Source organism: Flagellimonas lutimaris (genome assembly GCF_051494225.1).
Lineage (GTDB): Bacteria > Bacteroidota > Bacteroidia > Flavobacteriales > Flavobacteriaceae > Flagellimonas > Flagellimonas lutimaris_A.
On sequence record NZ_JBNPYE010000002.1, the window covers coordinates 1 to 26,266 of the forward strand.

22 protein-coding genes are annotated in these 26,266 nt (G+C 39.9%); 8 read left to right on the plus strand and 14 right to left on the minus strand.

The features are described 5' to 3' along the window. Positions 1 to 1,215: 1,215 nt before the first annotated feature. Positions 1,216 to 1,950 (plus strand): LytR/AlgR family response regulator transcription factor, encoded by a 735-nt coding sequence (locus ACQQ5U_RS05170; protein ID WP_437395899.1) that lies wholly within the window; start codon positions 1,216 to 1,218, stop codon positions 1,948 to 1,950. Positions 1,951 to 1,965: 15 nt separating this feature from the next. Beyond that, positions 1,966 to 3,933: a tetratricopeptide repeat-containing sensor histidine kinase gene (locus tag ACQQ5U_RS05175; protein ID WP_437395900.1), complete on the plus strand. Its 1,968-nt coding sequence runs from the start codon at positions 1,966 to 1,968 to the stop codon at positions 3,931 to 3,933. Here ACQQ5U_RS05175 and ACQQ5U_RS05180 read toward each other — a convergent pair. Further along, positions 3,923 to 4,495 carry a DUF3109 family protein gene (locus ACQQ5U_RS05180; protein ID WP_437395901.1) on the minus strand — a complete coding sequence of 191 codons (573 nt, stop codon included), beginning with the start codon at positions 4,493 to 4,495 and terminating at the stop codon, positions 3,923 to 3,925. The genes ACQQ5U_RS05175 and ACQQ5U_RS05180 overlap by 11 nt on opposite strands. Positions 4,496 to 4,617: 122 nt before the next feature. Here ACQQ5U_RS05180 and ACQQ5U_RS05185 point away from each other — a divergent pair, with 122 nt between their 5' ends. Both ACQQ5U_RS05185 and ACQQ5U_RS05190 read left to right on the plus strand, forming a co-directional pair. After that, entirely contained in the window at positions 4,618 to 5,202 is a 585-nt protein-coding gene (locus ACQQ5U_RS05185; protein ID WP_437395902.1) for a MarC family protein, read from the plus strand. Positions 5,203 to 5,216: 14 nt separating this feature from the next. Then, entirely contained in the window at positions 5,217 to 5,417 is a 201-nt protein-coding gene (locus tag ACQQ5U_RS05190; protein WP_437395903.1) for a hypothetical protein, read from the plus strand. A gap of 1 nt (position 5,418) precedes the next feature. Here the strand turns inward: ACQQ5U_RS05190 and ACQQ5U_RS05195 are convergent, their stop codons facing one another. The 4 genes from ACQQ5U_RS05195 to ACQQ5U_RS05210 all read right to left on the minus strand — a co-directional run bounded on the left by ACQQ5U_RS05195 (position 5,419) and on the right by ACQQ5U_RS05210 (position 8,921). Further along, the gene (locus tag ACQQ5U_RS05195; protein WP_437395904.1) at positions 5,419 to 7,047 is read right to left on the minus strand and encodes a S41 family peptidase; all 1,629 of its coding nucleotides are present in this window, start codon (positions 7,045 to 7,047) and stop codon (positions 5,419 to 5,421) included. 15 nt (positions 7,048 to 7,062) lie between these two features. Then, a complete protein-coding gene (locus tag ACQQ5U_RS05200) occupies positions 7,063 to 7,500 on the minus strand; it encodes a deoxycytidylate deaminase (RefSeq protein ID WP_437395905.1) in 438 nt (145 codons plus the stop codon). Between the two features lie 86 nt (positions 7,501 to 7,586). After that, positions 7,587 to 8,171, minus strand: coding sequence for a HupE/UreJ family protein (locus ACQQ5U_RS05205; RefSeq protein ID WP_437395906.1), 585 nt, complete (start codon positions 8,169 to 8,171; stop codon positions 7,587 to 7,589). A 12-nt stretch (positions 8,172 to 8,183) separates the two neighbouring features. After that, entirely contained in the window at positions 8,184 to 8,921 is a 738-nt protein-coding gene (locus ACQQ5U_RS05210) for a TerB family tellurite resistance protein (protein ID WP_437395907.1), read from the minus strand. A 123-nt stretch (positions 8,922 to 9,044) separates the two neighbouring features. Here ACQQ5U_RS05210 and ACQQ5U_RS05215 point away from each other — a divergent pair, with 123 nt between their 5' ends. The 4 genes from ACQQ5U_RS05215 to ACQQ5U_RS05230 all read left to right on the plus strand — a co-directional run bounded on the left by ACQQ5U_RS05215 (position 9,045) and on the right by ACQQ5U_RS05230 (position 12,420). Then, a complete protein-coding gene (locus ACQQ5U_RS05215) occupies positions 9,045 to 9,455 on the plus strand; it encodes a BrxA/BrxB family bacilliredoxin (protein WP_437395908.1) in 411 nt (136 codons plus the stop codon). 80 nt (positions 9,456 to 9,535) lie between these two features. Further along, a complete protein-coding gene (locus ACQQ5U_RS05220; protein ID WP_437395909.1) occupies positions 9,536 to 10,270 on the plus strand; it encodes a lysophospholipid acyltransferase family protein in 735 nt (244 codons plus the stop codon). After that, the gene (locus ACQQ5U_RS05225) at positions 10,270 to 10,932 is read left to right on the plus strand and encodes an HD domain-containing protein (RefSeq protein WP_437395910.1); all 663 of its coding nucleotides are present in this window, start codon (positions 10,270 to 10,272) and stop codon (positions 10,930 to 10,932) included. The genes ACQQ5U_RS05220 and ACQQ5U_RS05225 overlap by 1 nt, the downstream gene beginning before the upstream one ends. Positions 10,933 to 10,995: 63 nt before the next feature. Further along, positions 10,996 to 12,420, plus strand: coding sequence for a Gfo/Idh/MocA family protein (locus ACQQ5U_RS05230; protein WP_437395911.1), 1,425 nt, complete (start codon positions 10,996 to 10,998; stop codon positions 12,418 to 12,420). Between the two features lie 282 nt (positions 12,421 to 12,702). On the opposite strand, the gene ACQQ5U_RS05235 is transcribed toward ACQQ5U_RS05230, so the two are convergent. From ACQQ5U_RS05235 to ACQQ5U_RS05275, 9 genes are all read right to left on the minus strand, one after another. Further along, positions 12,703 to 13,776, minus strand: coding sequence for a PA0069 family radical SAM protein (locus ACQQ5U_RS05235; RefSeq protein ID WP_437395912.1), 1,074 nt, complete (start codon positions 13,774 to 13,776; stop codon positions 12,703 to 12,705). A 269-nt stretch (positions 13,777 to 14,045) separates the two neighbouring features. Then, positions 14,046 to 14,762 (minus strand): hypothetical protein, encoded by a 717-nt coding sequence (locus tag ACQQ5U_RS05240; RefSeq protein WP_437395913.1) that lies wholly within the window; start codon positions 14,760 to 14,762, stop codon positions 14,046 to 14,048. A 183-nt stretch (positions 14,763 to 14,945) separates the two neighbouring features. Continuing rightward, a complete protein-coding gene (locus ACQQ5U_RS05245) occupies positions 14,946 to 15,131 on the minus strand; it encodes a hypothetical protein (RefSeq protein ID WP_437395914.1) in 186 nt (61 codons plus the stop codon). Between the two features lie 209 nt (positions 15,132 to 15,340). After that, positions 15,341 to 16,891, minus strand: coding sequence for a hypothetical protein (locus ACQQ5U_RS05250; protein ID WP_437395915.1), 1,551 nt, complete (start codon positions 16,889 to 16,891; stop codon positions 15,341 to 15,343). 24 nt (positions 16,892 to 16,915) lie between these two features. After that, positions 16,916 to 17,698 (minus strand): enoyl-CoA hydratase/isomerase family protein, encoded by a 783-nt coding sequence (locus tag ACQQ5U_RS05255; RefSeq protein ID WP_437395916.1) that lies wholly within the window; start codon positions 17,696 to 17,698, stop codon positions 16,916 to 16,918. 48 nt (positions 17,699 to 17,746) lie between these two features. Beyond that, the gene (locus ACQQ5U_RS05260) at positions 17,747 to 19,153 is read right to left on the minus strand and encodes a sensor histidine kinase (protein ID WP_437396670.1); all 1,407 of its coding nucleotides are present in this window, start codon (positions 19,151 to 19,153) and stop codon (positions 17,747 to 17,749) included. A gap of 114 nt (positions 19,154 to 19,267) precedes the next feature. Next, positions 19,268 to 19,813, minus strand: a complete 546-nt coding sequence (locus ACQQ5U_RS05265) for a CopD family protein (RefSeq protein ID WP_437395917.1) — start codon at positions 19,811 to 19,813, stop codon at positions 19,268 to 19,270. Between the two features lie 18 nt (positions 19,814 to 19,831). Next, positions 19,832 to 22,957 carry a VPS10 domain-containing protein gene (locus ACQQ5U_RS05270; RefSeq protein WP_437395918.1) on the minus strand — a complete coding sequence of 1,042 codons (3,126 nt, stop codon included), beginning with the start codon at positions 22,955 to 22,957 and terminating at the stop codon, positions 19,832 to 19,834. A gap of 77 nt (positions 22,958 to 23,034) precedes the next feature. Continuing rightward, a complete protein-coding gene (locus ACQQ5U_RS05275) occupies positions 23,035 to 26,169 on the minus strand; it encodes a WD40/YVTN/BNR-like repeat-containing protein (protein ID WP_437395919.1) in 3,135 nt (1,044 codons plus the stop codon). Positions 26,170 to 26,266: the final 97 nt, after the last annotated feature.

Here is a 26,266-nt window from a genome sequence, read left to right on the forward strand (position 1 = left end):
ATTTGCCGATTCCCGGGGAGTACGTTCCCTGTGGCGATTTGCAAACATTGACCGGTGGGAAAGCTTGGTCGCTGTAGACTTTGTTCATCCATAAAATTTAAAAGCCTCCAAGATTGGAGGCTTTTTTATGTCATAAAAAAACACCTCGGAATGTTCCAGTGTGGGGTGAACTTATCCGAGGTATTAAATCAATAAACACTATCACACGTACTGATTATTTCAGTACAAATAAACTGTACATCTTAAAACTAACCAGTTCTAAAAAATTTGGTGCCAGACGTACAGTAAACTCTTTGTCCCAATAAAATCATCTTTAGTATTTCCATTACTGTATCTACCAACAATGGTTTTCCTAATACATGATATCTTGAAAACAACATCGGCAAAGATTTAAAAATGTCTTTAAACAGTAAAGGGTTGTACTACAAAAAAGGGTCAAAGTTTTTAACATAAACTGTTGATATCTAGACTCTGGACAAGATATTGGAAAGACAAAAGCCAAATTGTACGAAGCAAAAAAAAGACCAAGAAGTATATTGTGTTATACTTACCTGGTCTCGCTTTTATGATGAACTGGCCAAGGGCCACTATTACCAAAGAGTACGGCCTCTTCAATTATGGTTTTTTTAAATCTTTTTTTGTTTAGGTAGTTCCCCCGAAACCTAAAATCAAATCCAGATTAGGACCAAACCGAAGATTTAATTGTGCAAGCGGTTTATACAATCAAAAAGATTGGTTGCTGTGGCCGTACAATTATTGGTAATACAAAATTTCTAAGATCAAATATATTCTGGTTGCAAGTTTACTTCCTTGCAACTACCTCATTCCAATCCGAACCTAATTCCTTATTATTCTCTTCTGAAACTGCGGCAAAAATCAAAGCCACGATTAAAATCAGGAACAATACTGCACATTTTCTCATTTTCTGGCTATTTCAAATTGTCCTTACATTTTTTGACAGACCGAAGATAATTAACTATCGACCCCAAATATGGGCTCTATGTATAAACTGTTCTTTTTTATGTATAATTGGTTTTAATAATTTCGATAGTCTGTTGGTCTTTTCTCATAAAGCTTTGGCCGTCAAACTAAAAAGAGAGATTTTTCCCTTGGTTTTAGTTTTTATACCAATTATACGTGGTAAATATCCATTAACACATAATTTTATTGGGATGTAAAGAATAATCCTAAATTTGATATTACCTATTCTATACTATGCTAGAAGCCGTTATAGTCGATGACGAAATTAAAGCACTTCAGAGTTTAAGTTGGGAACTGACCAACTTGAGCGATGAGGTAGATATTATTGCATCTTTTACCGATGCGAGAGAAGCCTTAAATTATTTGGAACAGAACACTCCGGATTGTTTGTTCTTGGATATAGAGATGCCCTCCATGGACGGGTTTCAATTTATTAAAAACCTTAAAAACAAAGATTTTCCCGTTGTCATTACCACTGCTTACAACCAATATGCATTGCAAGCTTTAAAAAATGAGGCCATTGACTATTTATTAAAACCTATAGATACCGATGACCTTGAAGAAACTATTGCCAAGATAAAACGGTTCAATGCCAAAAATTTGACCGTTGAGCGGTTGGAAAAAATATTGCTCAGCTTCAATGCGGAATCACACAGCAAAAAAATAACCATCAATACTGATGGCAAATTGGTTTTCTTAAATAGTGACGATATACTTTATGCTGAATCCGATGGAAATTACAGTACCATTTTCCTAACAGATGGACAAAAGATTCTTCTTACCAAGAAACTAAAAGAGGTAAATGAGCTTCTTCCGACGAACTGCTTCTTTAGAATTCATAATTCGTATATTATCAATCTTAATAAAATAAAAGAATTCCTTAAAACCGACGGCTACGTGGTTTTGGAATCCAATCATAAAATCCCTGTTTCCCGGCAAAAAAAATCCGATTTTTTGGATATGCTTTAATCCCTCTATATTCCCGTGCCTATCGTAAAGTTCCAACAAATCGAAAACCTACATCGAGTACAAAGGACTACTCTACTGTTTCTATTGTTGTTTTCGGTTTTGAGTTCATTGCCAGCACAGGAAATCCCTGAAGAATTTCAAGAAAAAGCGGAAACACTTGTACAACTTCAACCCAAAACCTTCGAATCCCTGGATAAAGACCTTTATTCGGAAAAAAGGGATACTACATTCTTAAGGTACTTTGCCAATTTGAGTGAGGAATACGATTATTTGGAAGGTAAGGCCTATGCTTTGAACCAATTGGGCATGAAATACAGAAATATTTCTCAGTATGAAAAGGCAACAAATCTTCATGAAGAGGCTCTAGCTGCATCTGAAGAAGCCAATAATACCGAGCTCAGGGTTTTTAGTCTAAATATGCTCGGAGTGGTCTATAGACGCACAGACGCCATTAAAACAGCGTTGGATTACAATCAAAAAGCGTTGCAGTTGGCAGAGCAGGTAGAAAATCCCTCACACCATATTAAAAGAAGTATCAATGTTGCCCTAAACGGTATTGGAAACCTATACCAAACTTTGGAGCAGTATGATTTGGCCATTTTACAATTCAAAAGAGCATTAAAACTCGAGGAAGAACTTGGTAATAAACTAGGATTGGCCATCAACCATCAAAATATTGGACACTGTTTGGAAGAAAAGGGAGATTTGGAAGCAGCCCTTGAAAATTACAGAAAATCATTGGCATACAACGAAGAAATTGATTCCGATATCGGTCGTGTAATTTGCAAAAACAGCCTTGCCCAAATATATCTAAAACAAGATATGCCCTATCTAGCTTTGGTATTGTTGGAACCACTTCATGAAGAATCCAAAAGAATAGGTGACTTTTCAATAACCTCTGTTATTTTTATCAACACGGGATGGGCATATACCAAGTTGGGCAATTACAATAAGGCTGAAGACTTTATACAAGAAGGGTTGGAAATGTCTCAAAACCATAATATTCCGAGCAATATTCTGTATGGGTATGAGAAAAGGTCACTGCTAGAAAACACAAGAGGTGACTTTAAAAAGGCCTACGAGTTCTACAAAAAGGCAGATGAGTACGACAAGCAGATTTCAAGCGCCACCAATCTGCGGTATATGAATGACATTATCATAAAATACGAAAATGATAAAAAGAACAGTCAAATTGCTGTGCTGGCCAAAGAAAATGAAATTGTTCGCTTAAGGTTGAAAAAAAACCAGACCACACTATTGGTAAGCGCATTGATCGTAGGACTTATATCATCCATTCTTTATATCCTTTATCGCCAATACCAAAACAAAAACGAAAAAAGGGTGCTTACCTTGGAACAAAAGATGCTCCGCAGTCAAATGAATCCGCATTTTTTGTTCAACTCATTGAACTCGATCAAGCTTTACATTATAAACAACGAGCAAAAAAACGCTGTCCATTACCTAAACAAATTTTCTAAACTGGTTCGAAAAATTCTGGAGGCCTCATCACAAAAAGAGATTCCTTTATCCGAGGAGTTGGGAACCATGGAACTCTATATGAATATTGAAAACATTAGGTTCTCTAATGAAATCGACTTCAAAATAGAGGTGGAAAAAGACATCAATATTGACAATATCAAAATTCCTTCACTTACATTACAACCATTTCTGGAAAACTCCCTTTGGCATGGCCTATCCCCCAAAGAGGGTGAAAAGAAAATACAGATTAATGTAAAGCACAAGAACAGGGGGCATGTAACCATAGAAATTGTGGACAATGGTGTAGGTAGAACCATGGCAGAAGTAAACAAAGAAAACAGAGTGCTTAAGAGGAAGTCTTTGGGCATTCGTATTACCAAGGAACGATTGGCCAATTTTGCCAAGGACTATCAAAACAAATTTGATGTGGCCATAATGGACCTGTTTGACGAAAATGGTAGACCAAACGGAACCAAGGTAATCCTGGACATACCTACGATTTAATATTTTCTGCAGCTACTTCTTCCAATTCACGGTACCAATCTTCTCCAAATTTTTTGATCAAGGCATCCTTTACAAATTTATAAATGGGCACTTTTAATTCTTCTCCCAAAGCGCAGGCTGGGTCACAAATTTCCCATTTATGGTAGTTAACTGCTGTAAATTCGGAATACTCACGTGTCCTTACTGGGTATAAATAGCACGAAATGGGTTTTTTCCATTGGGTAGCACCGGCTTCATAGGCAGCTTCCAACCCGCACTTTGCAACTCCGTCTTTAGAAAAAATTACATAGGCGCACTCATTATTGTTCACTAAAGGGGTTTCCCATTCACCATCTTCTCCTTTCACAAAAGTTCCATGCTCTTCAATAGCGGCAATACCCTCGGGGCGTAAAAAAGGTTTAACATCCTGATAGATGTTCACCAATTTATCGGTCTCGGAATCATCCAATGGAGCTCCATACTCACCACCCACGCAACAAGCTCCTTTGCAAGCATTTAGGTTACATACAAAATCATTCTGTAAAATCTCTTCTGATACAATGGTTTTTCCTATCTGGAACATATTAAACCCTTACTTTTTTGACAAAGGTAGTTCAAAACCAAAAAATTGATGATTTATAAACATATTATGTAGTCCAAAAGTGTTTTTTACACGTAAATTTGCCGTCCGAAAAAAATAATGCAATGAATTTTAACTTTAAGGAAATAGCGACAGCTGGAATGATTTTGTTTGCTGTAATCGATATTTTGGGAAGTATTCCAATCATTTTATCCCTAAGGAACAAAGTTGGCCATATACAATCTGAAAAGGCCTCCATTGTTGCGGCGTGTATTATGGTCGCCTTTTTGTTTGTTGGGGAAAGCATACTTTCCTTAATTGGGATTGATGTAAACTCTTTTGCAGTTGCCGGTGCTTTTATAATTTTTTTCCTTGCCATTGAAATGATCTTGGGTATATCCCTTTACAAGGACGATGAGCCAGAAACCGCTTCCATTGTACCCATTGCTTTTCCGCTTATCGCAGGTGCCGGTACCTTGACCTCCATATTGTCCCTAAGGGCAGAGTATCATGTGGAGAACATTATAGTTGCCATAATTATTAACGTTATCTTTGTGTATATCGTTCTTAAATCAAGTGCGCGAATTGAACGGATATTGGGCAAAAACGGTCTTAATATCATCCGAAAAGTGTTCGGTGTAATTCTTATGGCCATTGCGGTAAAATTATTTGCAACCAATATTAACGAGTTACTTACGCACGGTGTTTAAAAATATTGACTGACATGAACAAGACCTTTGCTATCATTTTAATCATTTTGGCGTTGGGCCTTATCGCCTATAACGTGACTTTGGTAGATTTTGAAAACCCGCTTCAGGGTGATAGTACCATTGCTTTGATAGGAATAGTAGCTTCGTTATGTGCCATAGTCCTTATGTTGATTTTTATGACATCTAAAAAGATTGACCAAAAGCTCAAAAAATAAATTAAGGTTTTACTTCCACAGCACCAATTTGGGATTGGTCAACCACCGCATTATCCAAGGCTTTTACCTTTTTTAGCATAGGGTCATGATCACCTTTAATTTGAGCGGACAAATTAGGTGAGAATAATTGTTCAGCAATATTGGCCTTTAAATAGTCCTTTATTTTATCCTCATAGGCATAGAAATCCAACTTTATCTTACGGTCGAGTACAAATTGGATGAATTTGTCGAAAAGGATATCATCCACACTGAATTCGTCCAAAAATTGGTTTTGGTTATATCCATCGTACATGGTCCTGTCCTCTTCCAAGTGCTCAAAAACAAAACGGGCAAAGAATTGATAGGTATCGTCCATGCTCTCTATAGCTTCTTCTTGGTTGTTTCCAATCGGTACAAAAACATCCGGGATAATCCCGCCGCCGCCATAGACCACTTTACCTTTCGGCGTCACAAATTTTAACGAATCAGCTACCTTAATACTATCTGCTGAGATAAGTTCCCCGCTAGTATAGCGCTCCATGAATCTTTTGTAGTAATCATGGCTTCCATTTTTGTATGAGTTTTGAATGGACCTGCCGGTAGGTGTATAGTATCTTGAAACGGTCAAGCGAACTGCAGAGCCATCACCCAAATCCATTTCACGTTGTACCAAACCTTTCCCGAATGAACGTCTACCCACAATGGTTCCTACATCATTATCTTGTAATGCCCCAGCAATAATTTCGCTGGCAGATGCGGATCGTTCATTGATCAAAACATATACCTGCTTATCCTCAAAATCTCCTCTTTTGGTCGCATAGGCTTTTTTGACCCGCCCTTTTTTGTTCTTAGTAAAAAGTATCAGCTTGTCCTCACTCAAAAATTCATCGGCCAGTTTTTCAGCAATTTCTAAATACCCCCCTGGGTTGTCTCTTAGGTCCAAGGTTAATTTTTCTGCCCCTCTTAATTTCAATTTTCTGAGTGCATCCTTGAACTCATCAAAAGTGGATTCCGCAAAACGGTTTATTTTGATGTAGCCCATATCTTTGGTAAGCATGTAATAGGCTTCAACACTTCTGATCGGCACCCGGTCGCGAACCACGGGAACGTCCATCATTTTGTTATCGGTTTTTCTGAAAACCTTCAAATTGACCTTGGTCCCAATCTTACCTTTCAAGGTCGATACCACATCGTCATTGACAATTTTCCTACCGTAAAGAGTATCTTGGTCCGCCATTAAAATGCGATCTCCAGGCTTAATCCCACTAATATAGCTAGGACCATTCTTGATAGTTCTAATTACGGTAATAGTGTCCCTATACATGTAAAAACTGACACCGATACCTGCAAAATCCCCTTTCATGTTCTCGGCAACATCCTTCATTTCATCTTTTGGAATATACACGGAATGAGGATCCAATTTTCCTAAGATATTGTTCACGGTAACATCCACAATGCTATCGGTATCCACATCGTCCACATATTCGTAGTCGATATAATCAATAAGCCGATTGAGTTTATCCTTTTTGGAGTTCGTGGAGAATAGTTTCTCCGGGGAATCATTAAAATGGAGTTTGCCCCCGATAAAAATACCAAGAGCTACTGCCAAAGCCAGTAGTGTGGGCCAAATATATCCTTTAATCTTTTTCATATAGCAATGATGGTTTTAAACCATTTCTTCCAAAATGGGCAAATGGACGATTTCAACTCCTGCCCTTTCAAGAAATTTAATTCCAGAATCGTCTTTGTACGCTTTCTGATATACTACACGTTTTATGCCAGCTTGATGCACAAGCTTGCTACATTCCCTACATGGAGATAAGGTAATGTATAACGTAGCACCCTCACAAGATTGGGTAGATGAGGCAACTTTAAGAATGGCATTGGCCTCGGCATGGAGTACATACCATTTGGTGTATCCTTCATCATCCTCACAAATATTTTCAAATCCGGTAGGGGTTCCATTGTACCCATCGGAAATTATCATTCTATCCTTTACGATAATGGCTCCTACTTGCCTTCTTTTGCAATAAGAAAGTTTGCCCCATTCTTGGGCCATTCGCAAATAGGCTTTATCGTATTTTTCTTGTTTGCTCGCCTTCATAAATCCAAAAAAACGCTGATAATTAAATAAATATACCTGCTTTGAAAGACCCTTACAACCTTATTCGATAAAATTTAACGTAGATCCTATAAGGGGAACGTAGCAATAAGCAGGGGTATTGTAATGGCAATGATCAAAATTGAAGCAACAGCAATAAAAATGGTTTTTTTCACATTCAATAGGTTCAAAACCACATATGCAATAATCAAAATCACAAGTATTATGGTCACCTGAGACAACTCAATACCTGTTGCAAATCCTAATAAGGGCGTTATTTTATCTTCTTCTTCAGCCATCAGCATTTTAAAATAGTTCGAAAAGCCAAAACCATGAATCAATCCAAAAAAAGCTGTGGCCAAAATGTGAAGAAAAAGCCCTACATCCAAGGATTTCTTATAAACATATGCAAAATTGAATAGGGCCGTCAGCAAAATAGTAACCGGAATTAAAAACTCAATGAGACCCACATCCATAGTAACAACTTCGTATACCGACAATGCCAAAGATGTACAATGGGCAACGGTAAATATAGTAGCCAAAACCAATACCCGTTTCCAATTTTTAAAAGTAAAAGGAAGCGTTAAAGCTGATAAGAACAAAATGTGGTCATAAGCACCAAAATCCAGCACATGGTTAAGTCCTAATTTGATATAAAATAAAAATTCCTCCATGATTGGTTTTGATTAAGAGATTCCCCTTTCCTTTTGTATGGTTTCATAAGCTTTTTGCACTTCTTTGAATTTTTCCTCGGCGCCATTTTTAATAGCTTCATTTTCTGTCACTACACGGTCAGGGTGATACTTTTTGGCCATTGTCCTGTATGCCTTTTTCACCTCCTCATCCGTGGCCGATTTCTCGATTTCCAAAATCTTGTACGAGTTGTCCGCCGACTTTATGAACATTGCCATAATACTTTCAAAATCGTGCTGACCTACGCGAAAATACCCCGCAATTTCTCTCAATTTTTGCACTTCTGCTTTGCTGACCTGTCCATCCGACTGTGCAATCCCGAACAGAAAGTGCAACATTTGCAGCCTTACCTCATATCTTGTGCGCTGCACCATGAAGTTGCAGATGCGTTGAGTGGATATTTCTCTTTTTTTTATGACCTCGTTAAATGTCCTAAAAATGGCGTTTGCTCTTTCCTTACCATAAGTGCTTAAGAAATACTGTCGCACATAATCCAATTCCCTTTGGTTTACCTGCCCATCGGCCTTTATGATTATGGAACAAAGCGAAAGTAAATTCAACTCAAAATCGGCCGGTGATACCGTTTGTTTGGTAAATTCTTGGAATACCGACCTGGATCTATTGCCCGAACCTCCCAAATTATCCAAAAAAGTTCCCACGATAAATCCTAAAACCGCACCGGGAAATCGAAATAAAAAATATCCAAGAAAGGCGGCTATCCACTTGATCATGCTTCAAAATTTAAACCGCAAATATAAGGGTTTGATGGGCAAACAAAGCTTTAAGCAATGTTAACGGTGATGAAAAAAACCCAACAATACTGTATCTTTGTTGTTCTAATTAAAAAAAAACCTATGTATCCAGAAGAATTGGTAAAACCTATGCGCGAAGACTTGGCAAATGTCGGGTTTGAAGAACTACATACAAGCGAAGCCGTTGAAAATGCACTAAAAAAGGATGGAACCACTTTAGTAGTGGTGAATTCGGTTTGTGGTTGTGCCGCGGCCAATGCAAGACCAGCTGCTAAATTAAGTCTGCAAAACAGCAAGACGCCAAACAATTTGGTGACCGTTTTTGCAGGTGTGGACATGGAAGCAGTGCAAACAGCAAGAAACCACATGGTTCCTTTTCCTCCTTCTTCACCGAGCATGGCCTTGTTCAAAGATGGAGAATTGGTTCACATGATCGAAAGACACCACATTGAAGGTAGACCAGCTGAACTTATAGCAGAAAACTTGATGGAAGCTTACAACGAGTTTTGCTAAAATCAGGTAAATAAGATATTCTAAAGACCACCTTAAAGGGTGGTTTTTTTATTTTTACCGCAACCAATAAACATGTACCTGTGCAAAAATTACTGTCTTACCCTCTTACCATTATTTTCTTCCTCCTTTTCGGGTTGGTTTTGGTTATTTTCCATCCCATACAATGGATTTGTCTAAATGCGTTCGGGTACCGTGCGCACAAAGGGAGTGTTTCCATTTTAAACTGGTTTATTATGCGATGCACGAATGTGCTCGGAACCCGTTACAGATTTGAAAACAACCAAACTATTCCAACAGAAAAACCTCTCATTATAGTTACCAACCACCAAAGCATGTACGATATCCCGCCTATAATTTGGTATATGCGCAAATTCCATCCAAAGTTTGTAAGCAAAATTGAACTGGGAAAAGGAATTCCCAGTGTATCCTATAATTTAAGACATGGCGGTGCGGCGCTTATTGATAGAAAAGATCCAAAACAGTCCATTACGGAACTCCAAAAATTGGGGAAATACATTGAAGAGAACAATCGGAGCGCCGTTATATTCCCAGAAGGTACACGAAGTAGGACTGGAATTCCAAAACCTTTTAGAACCACAGGACTCAAGGTGATGATAAAGAATGCACCTTCGGCATTTATTATACCTATTAGTATAAATAATTCTTGGAAGCTGCTACGCTATGGCAAATTTCCCATGGGATTGGGTTCGCATGTTACTTTTGAAGTGCATCCGCCCATAGAAAACAAAGGAAATATCGATGAACTCATCACCCAAATTGAAAACCAAATTGTTTCTGGTGTTAAAACAAAATAATGAAAGAAAACCAACTGGTACAAAACACCATTGATTTTGTAAAAGAAGAACTCAAAAATGCCGAAGGAGGGCATGACTGGTTTCACATTGAGCGTGTTTTCAATACTTCGAAATTGATTTTAAATCACGAAGATGGCGATTCACTTATTGTGCAACTAGCCGCCCTGCTTCACGATATCGCCGACCCAAAATTCCATGGCGGGGACGAAAGTTTAGGGCCAAAAATTGCAGAAAAGTTTCTCGAATCTCAATCCGTTGATGAGGAAACCAGAGCTCATGTCGTGAACATCATCAAAAACATGTCCTTTAAAAACAGTTTGGAAAAGAACAACCGAAAAGCTTTTGCCTCAAAAGAACTTCACATTGTGCAGGATGCAGACCGTTTGGACGCAATTGGCGCCATAGGTATTGCCCGAGCTTTCAATTATGGTGGATTCAAAAATAGGGAATTGTATAATCCGGAAATTTCTCCAAACCTCAATATTACAAAGGAGGAATACAAAAAATCAACGGCTCCCACCATCAACCATTTTTATGAAAAGCTGTTGCTGCTCAAGGAAAAAATGAACACTCCCACTGGAAAACAACTGGCCGAGCAGCGGCATCAATTTATGTTGAACTACCTTGAACAGTTTTATAAAGAATGGAATGGTGATGAGTAATAGCTAGGTTTTCTGCAGGCCTTTTTTGTATCTTGGTGATTCACATAAATCAAACTAAACAAAATGCAAAGAAGAAAGTTCATCAAAAATGCCGCGGCCGCTTCGGCTGCGTTTTCTATTGTTCCGAGCCATGTGTTGGGCAAAACCCATATCCCCCCAAGTGACACCCTGTATGTGGCAGGTTTTGGTGTTGGAGGTAGAGGAAATGGGGTAATCAATGGTTTGAATGATACAGGTAGGGTGAAATTTGTGGCTTTTTGCGATGTGGATGACCGTCGCGCTCAACAAACTTATGAGCAGTTTCCAGATGTAAAACGATTCAAAGATTTCAGAAAGGTTTTTGATGCACATTTGAACGATATTGATGCCATTGCCGTTGCAACTCCCGATCATACTCACGCAACCATTTCACTCCCCTTTATGCGTGAAAAAAAACATGCCTACGTTGAAAAACCGTTGACACACAATATTTACGAGGCCCGACTGATGACCCAAGTTGCAAAAGAACAAGGTATTGTAACCCAAATGGGGAACCAAGGTGCTTCCAGCGATGGTAGCCGAATAGCTCGCGAATGGGTGGAATCGGGCATTATTGGTAAGGTACACACCATCGATTGTTGGACCAACCGTCCTGTATGGCCTCAAGGCCTTCCCCTGCCCACAAAAAAGGACCGTATTCCTAGGGAATTGGATTGGGACCTTTGGTTGGGCCCAGCAAAAATGAGGGACTACAATGATGCTTATCTTCCATTTAAATGGAGAGGTTTCTGGGACTTTGGGACTGGAGCGTTGGGAGATATGGGATGCCACATTATGGAAACTCCTTTTAGCGTTCTTGACCTTGGTTATCCTAAAGAAGCAGAAGCAAGTTGTACCACGGTTTGGGTAGATGATTTTGTGGAAGCTGATTACAGCCATTCTTGTCCTCCTTCATCTAAAATCCACCTAAAGTTTGAGCACGAAGAGCATGGTGATATTGCTTTGAACTGGTACGATGGTGGATTAAAACCTAATCTACCTGATGAACTTAAAGATGACGAAACAATAGGAGATAACGGAGGTGGAACTGTTATGTATGGGGATAAAGGCATCCTAGTATGTGATACCTATTCCCGAAATGCAAGATTATTGCCTTCGGAAATGATGGATCTCTATAAAACACCTGCTGCTAAGTATCCCAGGGTACCTGGAGGAATGAACGGGCACATTGCAAATTTTGTGGATGGCTGTCAAAATGGTACGCCAACATCTTCCAATTTTGAAAAGGCAGGAAGACTTACAGAAACAGTGCTCATGGGTAATTTGGCAGTTAAAGCTTATCAATACAAAGAATTGCAAGAAGGTAAAACCCCTAGCGATTGGAATCCATATAACTCACCTGGAAGAAGAAAACTTTTCTGGGATGGGGATAATATGAAGATTACCAATTATGAGAAAGCTAACGAATGGGTAACCCGTGATTACCGAGAAGGTTGGGAATTGAAATAGACCAAACTATATTCATAATGAAAATGGCCCTTTAGGGCCATTTTTTGTTTCTGTCATTCTGTGTGGAACGAAGAATTTCTTTTTAGTAAAAGAAGAAGCAAATACAAATGGCTCTAATTCCCTCAAATCCATTTATATTTTAACTCAGTCGTCATTCTGAACGCAGTGAAGAATCTTCACTTTGGCATCAAGGGTAAAAGTTAATTTGTTTACGAGATTTCTCGTCGCAAGCTATCTCGAAATGACATATTTTCATTGCTCATTGCTCATTGCTTCATTGTATTAGAACAGTTTCATCTGTCCATCTTTATATTGCTGATGCAATTCGGTGTTCAATTGTGGAAAGCTTCTCCCTTTAAAGTAGCGTTTTCTTGCCAGACCGGCCATTTCGTGTATCTGCTCTGCAATTTTGCCTTCTCCCTTGGTTCTTGTTCCAAAACGGCTGTCATTTAAGGTTCCGCCATGACACTCCTGTATTTGATGTAATACCTTTTCAGCACTATCCGGCATGGCTTTCTTAATCCAATCGGCGAATATTTGACCAATAGCTCCATTGAGGCGTACTACCGTTAACCCAAAGGAAAGTACTCCATGGTCGGCAACAGCCTTCGCCAGAGGTAACAATTCGTGCGAATTTATTCCTGGTATCATCGGCGCCAACATAGCGTTTACAGGAATATTGTTTTCTGATAACACCTGAATGGTTTTTAATCTTTTTTGGATGGATACTGTTCTGGGCTCTAGCTTTCGTCTTGTTTTTTCTAATAGTGAAGTGACCGATATATTGACACCTACCAATTGATGTTTGTTCAACTCCTTCAAAATATCAAGATCGCGTAAAACCAATGCGTTTTTGGTGATGATGCCTACCGGATGTCTATACTTTAAAAAAACCTCGAGGCATTTTCGGGTGATTTCAAACTTTTGCTCCGCAGGTTGATAACAATCTGTGTTCCCCGATAACACAATAGTCTGAGCCTTCCAATTTTTGTGCTTTATTTTGGCTTCCAAAAGTTCTGGTGCCGACTTTTTTACTAATACTCTTCTTTCAAAATCCAACCCAGCACTATATCCCCAATATTCGTGTGTGTTTCTGGCATAGCAATACACACATCCATGTTCACAACCTTGATAGGGATTCATGGAGAACATCATTCCAACATCCGGGCTGTCCACTTTGTTCACTATGGTCTTGGGAAAGATTGGAATGTATTGTGTTTTGTTGCTTTCGACTTCTTCCCCTTCCAATCTGCAGAATTCCAAAAAGTCTTCCCGCATTTCATACACATGCTTTAAAAACCGATTGCTCGTGTTTTGTTGAGCACCCCTTCCTTTCAAAAAATCTTTGGACAACATAAAATTGGATATGTTCCAAATATATGGATTATTTCCATTTTAAGATGATTATGAAATAATATTAAAGTTGAAAGGTTTTATCATTTCGAATTGAACAAAATACATGTGAGAGATTAAAAATAGGTAGAGGAGATTTCTCGACTGCGCTCGAAATGACATTTAAGAAGTAAAAAGTGAGGAATCCTAAATGCCTTTATCATAAAAAAAGCCGGGCAAATGCCCAGCTTTTTCTGTTCATGGTTAGTGTATCCTTTTTTTAGGACAATACTTTACTCCAATCCAAAATAATTAGCTACCGCGTTGTAATCGGATGTATCTACACCGGCAGCCTTTAGGTCAGCTATAAGACTCTCACTGTTTTTTGCGCCATTGGTCAATTCCATGGCCACGACTATAACTTGAGTAAACAACCCGTTAGGAACAACCGCAACTGTATCGTCTGGTGTATTAAAAAAGTCAATATAAAAACTATTACCTCCTGATCCAACGTCTGTATAAACAGTTGTATAATATTCATTATAAAGTGGTCCTGGTATGGAATATGTTAACCCATCAAAGTCTACTATGTAATAAAGGAAAGCATAGTTCGAAGGCTGATCAACAATGTTCAGTAAATCTAATGTAAGGTTACCATAATCACCAAACAAAGTAATGTCATAGGCAAACTGTTGTACATTGGCATTTCCATCAACTCCATTAGTGCCATCTGCGCCGTCTGCGCCGTCTGAACCTTGACAATCCAAAGCGTCCACTACTCCATCCAAATTGATGTCCTCATTGGTTTCATCTTCTGTAATATCGCCACTACCATTACCATTTAAATCCCAACAGCTGATTCCATCAGACCCATCCGACCCATCTGATCCATCTAATCCCGCCACACCTTGTTTACCTTGTGGTCCTGTTTCTCCATCTGACCCTGAACAGGATCCTAATGTAATCGCCAAGCCTATCAAGGCCATACTAACTAATCTAATTGTTTTCATGATTTTTTATTTAACTATTAATGATTAAAACTATGTGTCTCTACTAAGTTTCTTTGATGTCAATTGACGAAACACCCATATCAATTGATATATGCCCGCTGAGCATTGATACGTAGGTAAACATAGCCGGCCAAGGGACAGGCCTATCCTATCAAAACAAAACTCAAGAGGGTATTTTCTGTATTACAATCCAAAGTAGGTGGCCACGGCGTGGTAATCGGATACATCTACCGAAAATGATTTAACGTTAGCATTGCCGTTAGCTCCTGCCGGGCCAGGGAATCCGGATTCACCATCTTCACCGGAAAAAGAAACCAAGAGCACCGCCATACTGAGCATGACCATATTGAATAATTTTAAAGTCTTCATAATGACATAATTAGGGTTATTTACATGCCAAAAGTAGGATGGTTTCTTGGTACTATTTGGCCCTAACTGACCCATGTAGCTTGTGATTTGACGAATGCCAGAAATGAATTGATGAAAAAATATTTATGTCATATTTTTCCTACTTATTTGATTAAAGACAAAGAAAAAGGCCTCAATTGAGGCCTTTCCATGCTTAAATATTATCTTATTTAATTGAAATCGACTTTTACGAGTTGTTTTCTACTTCCCCGTTTTGCGTAAAAGAGCATTTTGTCCTCTGCTTGGTCCTTAAGCGGTTTGGAGACCATTAATGGTAATCTGGCTTCTTGCTGATCTATGATCTTTTCATAATCCATAACCCCATTTTCATCCAAAGAAATCAGGAATACGTTTCGGTTTCGGCTAAACCCTTGCTTAAAGATCAATCGCTCGTTGTTTATGAGTTGTGGGTGCTCCGAAGAAGTACATATAAAAAAATAGGTGTTGCCATCTTTATAATACGCACTATACGAAGCGTAGGCTCCATCTCCTTGGGTAACCTCGGTCTTATTAATGTTCCGTGCCCATTCCATCTCGCCATTTGGTCTCAATTTAACACTGACAATATCATTATAATGATAACGCTCAATCTTTACTCGTTGTCCCGCTCCTGTGACTTCCAATCCTGAGGTTACAAATTGTTCCTCGGCATTAAAGAAAATCTCCTGTTCATTGGTTACCTCAACTCCTTTAAAAACCAAGTTTTTGATGTCCTTATCGTCTTCCTTCCCAAATTTATCTTTCATAAACTGTTGCGAAAAGGGATTGTACTTCTGGGATTGAATCTCCAGCGTGTTTTGTTTTAAATCAAAATAGGCGATACCATTGTATCTATTATCCCTTCTATCCGCATAAAATCCCAAGCAGACCAGTCTGTCTTTTAAAATAACCGGATACAGCCCATCCGGATACTTGCCAGGATCCACAAAGGACTGTGTTTTGCTCCCGTACTGAGATACCTTGATCAATTCGTATTGAAATTTCCGCTCATCTACCCTGAAACGTCTCTTTTTAAAGTAGGCCTTACCCACGATGTAAGCTGTTTTTAGGTCTGGGGAGAAAGCAACATTTTCGAAAGCATAGTTTTTCTCTTCGATTTCATCGGAAAAATCATACTCAAACTTTTTGTTGAGGGCCGTGTCAAACAAATGAATCATGTGTTTGTTGCTCTTTCCTTTTTTGTGATGCGTACTGATCACAAATCCAGTTTTATCTTCATTAAAAAGAATGGCCGTGGTAAACCCTCGCGAGAAATCACGGTTATAATAGTTTTTGCCTACGGGATTGTTTACCTCTTCGGAAGCAATGGAAAGCATTTTCTTCTCCTTAAAGTTGAAATCGATAATTGGGCTAGTGTGCACCCAGTATTCATATTCACTTCTGTTGGGATTGTATTTTAGAAACAAAAGATTCAACTGGCCATTTTTAAGAAACCCGTTCACAAAATCCAATCCCTTGAGCTTGTAGTTGAATTCAGACTCCAGTTCTAAATTACTATTGTATTTTTCAATAAGGTATCCTTTGGGTTTAAGAATCAATCCTTGGTAATAAGCACGAACCAAAACATATCCTCCAGAGTCATCTTCATCAATAGCAACTAAATTGGAATATTGGTATCGGTCCTTATATTTCTCCCCAAAATCGTAGGAAACGGGCATTTTTTGCGCTTTGACCAATGTGGTGAGCACAAGACAAACAATAACAAATAGGTTTTTTTTCATGATCTGGCTTGGTTAAGCCAATGGTCATGATCCGGGGAAATCTGCTTTACGTTTTTCCAAGAACGCCGAGGTCCCTTCTTTAAAGTCCTCCGTTCCAAAGCAATTGCCAAAGGCATCTATTTCCACCGAATAGCCATCAGCGTCATACTTAAAACCTGCATTTATTGCTTTTATTGCGTGTTTTATGGCCACAGTAGAATTATTCGATATCCTGCTTGCAATTTTCATACAAAACGGTAACAATTCTTCGGAAGATACCACATGGTTGACCAATCCATAGCCAAAGGCTTTATCAGAATCGATCATTCCAGCGGTCATGATCATTTCCATGGCCCTACCCTTGCCAACCAATTGCGGTAAACGCTGGGTACCTCCATACCCGGGGATAACACCCAAAGAGACTTCCGGCAAGCCCATTCTGGCATTGCTGCTTGCTACCCTAAAATGGCATGCCATGGCCAATTCCAAACCTCCACCAAGGGCAAAGCCATTGATAGCTGCAATAACAGGAGTGGATAGATTTTCCACAAAATCAAAAAGATTGTTCTGTCCTGTAGCAGCTAATTGGCGACCCTCTTTAACCGAGAAGTTGGCAAATTCCGAAATATCAGCGCCTGCCACAAAAGCTTTCCCCCCGCTACCGGTAATAATAATTACCTTAACCTCATTATCCTCATCCAATTCTTTAAAGGCTACGTGTAGCTCTTCAATAGTTCTTTTGTTAAGGGCATTGAGCTTTTTGGGTCTGTTTATAGTTATAGTGGCCAAATTGTTTTCTTCTTCAATGTAGATGTTTTCGAAATCCATATATACTGATGTTTGAAACGGCCTATAAAATGTCCGCCATTATTATTTTTATTCTTTCGGAAATTTAATGCAAAAAACAGTTCCTTTCCCCTCTTTTGAGGTAAAGGTAATGGTTCCTCCATAGTTTTCCACAATGTTCTTTACCATACCAAGTCCCAAACCTGTACCGCTAGATTTGGTGGTGAACTTGGGTTCAAAAACGCGATGTTTAAACTCATCCGATATTCCAACCCCGTTGTCAGCCACCGAAATCTTAACCTCCGGTCCATCTGAAGCAACAGTGACCAATATGCGTGGAGAATCCACACTGGGCACTGCTTGTATTGCGTTCTTTACCAGATTGGTGATTACCCGTATCAGCTGGGTGCGATCTAGTTTGGCAATAATTTCTTCTTCATCGGTTATAAAATGAATATAATCCTCATTAAAAATCTCCAGGGCCAATCGTACCACTTTCACCACATTCAAGGTCTCGTTTTGCTGGGCAGGCATATCCGCAAAGCTGGAGAATGCAGTGGCAATATTGCTCATGGTGTCTATCTGCTGAATCAAGGTTTTGGAAAACTCCTTGACCTTTTTCTGTATATCAGGGTCTTCTGGGTCAAACTTACGTTCAAAACTCTGCACCGTAAGACGCAAGGGCGTTAAAGGGTTTTTTATTTCGTGCGCCACCTGTTTGGCCATTTCCCGCCAAGCTTGTTCCCGTTCACTTCTGGCCAATTTTACCGCACTTTCCTCCAACTCATCAATCATTCGGTTATACGAATCCACCAGTTTGCCGATTTCCTCACCTGGGCTTTCCAAATAAATTTTTTCATTCTCCCGGGTCAGGTTTGTCCGATTCATCTTATCCGATATGGTCTGAAGGGATCTTGTAATATATTTTGAAATGAAATATGCCAGGATAATGGCAACGATAAGCATTAGAACATATACCAATCCCAATCTGAAAAGGAATTCTTTCAACTCCATATAATTGAAGGTATTATCTTCAAAATAGGGCAGGTGCAATATACCGATAGGCTTAAACTTGAGGTCGTAGATATAGGTATAGGTTGACTGATAGTTATCTCCTGCGGCCCTTTTTTCCTCAATAAATCGGGCTTCGCTACTTTCTCTCAAAAAATTGAGCACTTCTGCATCAAGACAGGTCGCAATTGTGTTCGAATCAAAACTGGGTCTTGAGTTTTTGATCAAATTACCCTCTAGGTCGTAAATATTGAAGTTTACATTTTGAATGTTGGCTATCTTATAAATGTCTTCACTGAAAATAAGATGTAGATTTTCTGTGGTTACGGGGTAGGTAGTCTCCTTTAAGGTATAGTTGATGCTTTTGATCAACTGTTCCTCCTTTCGCTCCAATCTTTCCGTGTGGTAATCGTTTCCCTGCTCTTTGTACTGATAGACCGTTACCCCGGCAATCAAGATAGAAGCGACCACCACCAATGTAATCATGGCAAAGAATATGCGTGACCGTAAGGAAAGTTTTCTTAACAAGCTCGCTTGATTTGATGTTAAATTTAAGCAATTATCGAGCCAAGCCGTGATTTCTTTCGAGTAGTTTTTCAGCTAAGCGTTGGGGTTTCGGTCCCTTACCTTTTTATACCATCGAATGCCCAACATCAAAAGTATCATTAGGACAAACATGCCCACAATGCCATAGACCCAATTGAAAGCATCTTTTAAAATGACCAAAAACACGACAGCAAAAAGAATAATGGTAGCCACTTCGTTCCACATCCGCATAAATTTGGACGTGTATTTCACCTCATTCCGCTGTAATTGCTTAAAAATTTGATGGCATTTAAAATGATACCCGAAAAGCAATACCACAAATGCCAGCTTCACATGCATCCAAGGTTGTTGCAACCATGCAGGCATCAAAACCAACAGCCAAATGGCCGTAAGCGTACATAAAATAGCTGACGGCCAAGTGATGATATACCACAATCGTTTCGTCATCAACTTTAGTTGATCGGAAAGGATTTCCTTGTCCGGTGATGGTTTTTGCCAAGCTTCAATATGATAGATAAAGAGCCTGGGTATGTAGAACAAACCTGCAAACCAGGTTACCACAAAAATGAGGTGCAACGATTTTATATATGGATATAGCAATTGCTCAGTTTTTATGTTTTACATCCGAATAGCGCCAATGCCATTCTCCCATAGTTTGGCATTAAAATTAGGTATTTCTGTATTCATTATAACTTCTGCGCGCTGTTTTAATCCAACCCATTGCGCATCCAGTTCTGCCTTTCTATCTTTTGATGGTTGATTGATTTGAGGCAAACCACTATTACTGTGGTTCATTACGAACAGGTATTCCGCAGTAAATTTATTGGGGAAGTTCTCCACATCGTCATAAGCCTGCGATTTACGCTGTACCATTTCTCCATCCCATGTTTTTAATTTATCCAACAGTGCCTGACCTTCTTTTTTGAGGTCATCATCATCCAAATCCTTTAGTAATTTCTCCAATTGACCTTGCACTTCTTTCAATTTATTCACTTTATTGTGCATCTCGGTTAGCTTGGCCTCGAAATCGTTCATGATGGCATCATATTCAGTAAAACGTTCCGGAGTTACATTTGTATCCGGTGTCGGAACAATGGCTCCCTGAGAAGAAACAGTCTCCCCTCCTGCTTTTATGTTGATAGTGTAATCTCCTGGTGGTACTTTGTGGCCTGTAAAATTGGCTTCAATATATACGCCTGGAATGCCCGGCACTATCGGAGTTTTTAAATCCCAAACAAAACGGTTCAATCCTTTATCGGTTCCTAAAACAGGAGCTGGTGGAGCGCCCCCCCCATTATGTGGAATATAATCTTCATCTTTTTTAGATGTAAAACTTCTGACTACCTTACCTTGACTGTTCAAAATCTCCATGGTTACCTCGGTAGAATCCATTTTTTCTGGAAGGTTATAGTAAATCACCATGCCATTGGCCGGGTTTACCCCTTCAAAAGAACTGGTTCCCGTAACGCTTTTGGATGTACTGTTCAGTTGACTTCCCCAATTACCGTGAATGGCTACTTCAGGCTTGTAAATTCGCAATTCTTTACCATTTCCTTTGTACTGAGAGAGTGTAGTGATATTGTCCAAAATCCAGAAAGACCTTCCCGATGTTGCCACGATCAAATCTCCTTGATGCACCTTTAAATCAGTAATCGGAGTTTTAGGCAGATTTAATTGCAACGGTTCCCATTTTTTTCCATCGTTCCATGAAACATAAAGTCCTTTTTCGGTACCAGCATACAATAATCCTTTTTGATCTTCGTCTTCACGCACTACTCGCGTAAAGGCTCCGTAAGGAATCCCTTCGCTATTGTTCGTCCAACTTTTTCCGTAATCGGTACTCTTGTACAAACCTGGGGTATAATCGTTGAACTTGTATCTTGTAGTGGCAATATAAATAGTGCCTGGGTCATGCGGTGATACTTCAATGGCGTTCACCAAACACTCTTTTAATCCCTTTGGGGTTATATTCTCCCAAGATTGCCCTCCATTTTTGGTAATATGCACCAAGCCATCATCACTACCCGAAATTAAAACTCCTTTTTCATGCGGCGATTCAATAAGATAGGCTAAAGTTCCGTAGTTTTCAGCACCTACAGCCTCGTTGGTGTAGGGGCCACCACCCTTACCTTGCAGTTCATCTTGATCTCTTGTGAGGTCAGGGGAAACTTCTTCCCACGTAACACCATTGTCCCTAGTACGCAAAACCAATTGCGCACCATGATAAAAAGTTCCCGGCTCGTGCTTGGACCAAATTACCGGTGCATTCCAGTTGTAAAGGTATTTCATGTCGCGCGCATCTCTTCCTAAATATTGAATAGGCGCAGCCATCACATTGCTGGACATTTTGGATTCCATATCCAAGAGTTCAATAGTTCCCAGATAGCTTCCTCCCATTACATAGCGAGGATTTTCCGGGTCAAAAGCCAAAAAGGCACTCTCACCCCCTGCGGAGTAGTGCCAATCCTCTTGGCTGATGCTCCATCGACCTACGGAAAGACTCGAAATTTTAACCGAAGTGTTATCCTGTTGGCCACCATAAATATTGTACGGAAAAAGATTGTCCGTATTGATGCGATAAAACTGGGCCGTTGGCATGTTATCTTGAAGCGTCCAATGTTTTCCGTAATCAAAAGAGATGGTTGCTCCACCATCATCTGCCAACAAAATATTTTTGGAATTGTCCGGATTGATCCACAAATCGTGTGTATCGCCATGGGGTACGGAAATGGTCTCCCATGTTTTCCCTCCATCCTCTGAACGGAACATGGAAGCACTCAATACATAAACGGTGTCTTCGTCATTAGGATCCGTAAATACTTCAATATAGTACCAAGCACGTTGCACCAATCGGTTATCTCCGCTTACCATGTGCCAGCTATCTCCAGCATCGTTGGATACGAACAAACCACCTTTGTCTTGGTTGGAATCACTTTCAATTAAAGCATATACCTTATCCGAATTTGCAGGGCTTACGGAAATGGCCATTTTTCCTTTTTCCTCAGGAAGACCTTTGGTCATTTCTTTCCAAGTATTACCCCCATCCGTACTTTTGTACAATCCACTTCCAGGTCCACCACTAATAACTTTGTTGGGTTTACGCTGATGCTCCCACATCGCCGCATACAAAACCAAAGGATTATTTACGTCCATAGAAAGCTCTACTGCTCCAGTACCTTCGTCCACGTATAGAATCTTCTCCCAACTTTTCCCTCCATCCATGGAACGATATACCCCTCGCTCTTCGTTTGGAGCATACAAGGCTCCCTGAGCGGCTACGTAAACAATATCTGGATTGGTCGGGTGAATAATGATTCTGGAAATATGCTGCGTTCTTTCCAACCCTAACTTAATCCAGGTTTTTCCAGCATCGTTGGATTTGTAAACACCATCTCCATATGACGTCATAACTCCTCTAGGGGCATGCTCACCCATACCACAATAAACGATGTTTGGATTGGACTGCGATACGGAAACAGCACCCACGGAACCCATTTCAAAAAATCCATCCGAAATGTTTTCCCACTGACCTCCTGCATTAGCGGTTTTCCAAAGACCTCCTCCCGTTGTTCCCATGTAATAGGTAAGCGGGTCGCCCACTACACCACTGGCTGTTACGGAGCGTCCTCCCCTAAACGGGCCGATGTTCCTAAATTTCATGGGTTCAAAATACTCGTTGGCAGTCTGGGCAAAGGCAGAGGTGCCCAATAATATAATCAATAGTAGAAGTAATCCTTTTTTCATGGTTAAGGTTGGTTTATAATGCTGGAATGTATTGTAAAAAAAAAGCCCTTATGCAAAAACATAAGGGCTTTATCCATTTATTCTTCGATGCTTAAATAATCTAATTTAAGTTGATTGAACTCTGCATTGAAAGCCGAGATTTCCTTATCTACCAAGGCATCAAAAGCGTTCAATTGCGCATTTATCTTCCCTGACATTTCATTTTTAACAGCGATATCCTGCTCCGTTGGCGGGAAATCATCGAAGGAAACCAAACTATTCAAATGTGCCAATTTGTTGGTCAGTCTGATGGGAAAGTTCAATGGATCTTGACCGCTTCTGTTTTTGGTTTGATATAGTTCTTTCTCGATAGACCCGAATTCTTCCTTCATCTTTTTGGCTTTCTCTACCAAAGCTTTGGTTGCTTCATCATCTTTATACTTTTTGATGAATTCATCCAACTTGCCATTGATTGCTCTAATTTTCTTGATAGATTGATGTGCCCTGTCCACAGTTTCGTTGACTTCGGTGATAAAACTGTATTGCTTTTGCATGTCAGCTACCGTAACCTCGGCCCTAGGGTCGGGAAGAATGGTAAATTCCTCTGTTTGATCAGCTCCGTTTACATTTAAACTGACCTTGTATGTTCCAGGAACGGCTTTTGGTCCTCTTAAATTGGCCCCCCAAAGAATCATACCCTTCAACATTTCGGCTCCTTTGCCACGGGTATTCCAAACGTAGGTGTTACCTCCTTTTTTTGCCTCCAGTTTTTTATCCTTCTCCTTGGCGTATGTACTGTAAGTAGCCAAAGTATCTCCGTTCATTTGGGTGTAGGTCAGTGCAATGCTGTCTTTTTCTGAAAAGTCCTTAAGGTAAAAATGAGTAATTACACCATTGGCCAAGTTTTGCCCTTCTGTCTTGGATGGTCTACTTGCTGCTCTACCCTTGGTTCTGTAACTATTTCTTGGTTTGTACAAAATGGCATCTGCCGATTTCTTGGCATCATCCAATTGGTGTAATACGGTAAGATCATCTATCACCCAAACACTTCTTCCTTGGGTGGCTACAATCAAGTTGTCGTCTTTAATGGTCAAATCCGTAATGGGAACAATGGGTAAGTTCATTTGAAATTTTTCCCAGTTTGTTCCATCATTAAAAGAAATATACATACCTGTTTCGGTTCCTGCATACAACAACCCTTTTCTTTTTGGATCTTCTCTTACCACACGGGTAAAGTGCTCGTCCTCTATTCCGTTGGTAGTTGTTGTCCAAGTTTTTCCGTAATCGGTAGTTTTGTACAAGTAAGGTGTAAAGTCTCCCAGTTTGTATCGTGTAGCAGCTACATAACAAGTACCTTCATCAAAAGCAGAAGGTTCAATACTATTGATCATGTTCCACTCTGGCATGTTAGGTGGGGTAACATTTTCCCAGGTTTGACCCCCATCTTTGGTTACATGAATTAAACCATCATCACTACCTACCCAAAGCAAACCTTCCTTTAATGGACTTTCGTTAGCTGCAAAAATAGTACAGTAATATTCCACACTAGTATTATCTTGTGTAATCGGCCCACCACTGGAAACCAATTTTGTGGGATCGTTACGAGTAAGATCATCACTCAACAATTCCCAACTTTGACCTTCATTGGTAGACATGTGCACGTGGTTAGAGAAAGTGTATAATTTTTTAGGATCGTGCTTACTGAACATGATAGGGTAGTTCCACTGAAAACGATACTTCATTCCTTCTGCGCCATAGCCCATAGGGTTGTCTGGCCAAACATTTATCGCTCTTCTGGTATTTTTAGCATGGTTAATGCGGGTAAGAAATCCTCCATAACTACCTCCGTATACAATATCATCGTTAGTTGGGTCTACGGCAATATGGGCTGACTCGCCCCCTGCTGTTGATTCCCAATCATCCTCTCCAATGGAACCATCGTCGCTTCTATAATTGATTCTAACCGTAGAGTTATCTTGTTGAGCTACGTATATGCGATATGGAAAAGCATTATCCGTAGTAACCCTATAAAACTGGGCCGTAGGCTGGTTATGATAGGTACTCCAGGTTTCGCCACCATCGTAACTTACTTGGGCTCCACCGTCATCGGCCATGATCATACGGTTGGAATCCTCTGGGGCAATCCAAAGATCGTGGTGATCACCATGCGGAGCATTGGAGGTTTCAAAGGTTTTCCCTCCATCCGTACTTTTGTGGTATTGAACGTTGAGTACATAAACCATATCTTCATCATTTGTGTCGGCATACACCCTTGTGTAGTACCAAGCACGTTGTCTTAGTTTACGCTCACTATTGATAAGGGTCCATTTTTCACCTCCATCATCTGAACGGTACAAACCTCCCTTATCCTTATTTTCTACCATGGCCCAAACCCTATTACTGTTTTGGGGTGATACGGTAACACCAATTATTCCCAAAGTATCGGTTGCAAAACCTTCGTTTTTAGAAATCTCTGTCCAAGTTTCTCCGCTATCGGTACTTTTCCAAAGTGCAGAGCCTTCGCCCCCACTATTTAAACTATATGGGGTACGTTGAATTCTCCATGTTGATGCATATAAAATTCGTGGGTTGTTCGGGTCAAAAGTCAAATCAACCGCTCCCGCCATATTATTTGCATAAAGCACTTTTTTCCACGTCTCTCCTCCATCTGTACTTTTATAAACGCCCCTTTCTTCGGTGGGCTTGTATAAATTGCCCATCACAGCGGCGTACACAATATTATGATCTTTTGGGTGGATTCGCATACGTGAAATATGTCTACTTTTATCCAAGCCCAAAGATTTCCAGGTTTTTCCCGCATCTTCAGTTTTCCAAACACCATATCCCGATGAAACGTTACCTCTGACCGTTTGTTCTCCTCCACCTACATAAATCACATTGTGGTCGCTTTGGGATACTTCAACGGCACCTATACTACCACCAAAATAACCGTCGGAAATATTTTCCCAGGAACGACCTCCATCTGTAGTTCTCCATACACCACCACCTGTGGCTCCAAAATAAAACAAATTAGGTTCTCCGGGTACTCCTGTAACTGTACCGGAACGACCTCCACGGAATGGCCCGATCAATCGGTATTCCAAGCTTGAGTAAAGTTCTTCGGGATACTCCGGTGCACTTTGTTTTTTGTTCCTACGTTGGGAATGCATTGGAGTAATAAACAATGTAGCGGTAAGCAAGAGCATACCGAATTTAAAAAAGCAAGTCTTCATTTTTAAAGTGTTGAGTTAGTCAGCCTTAAAAGTAGTGAAAAAGGCGCAAAAAAAGTTATTCAATATTTTGTACTTTAACCTCGCAGATAAAAATCAA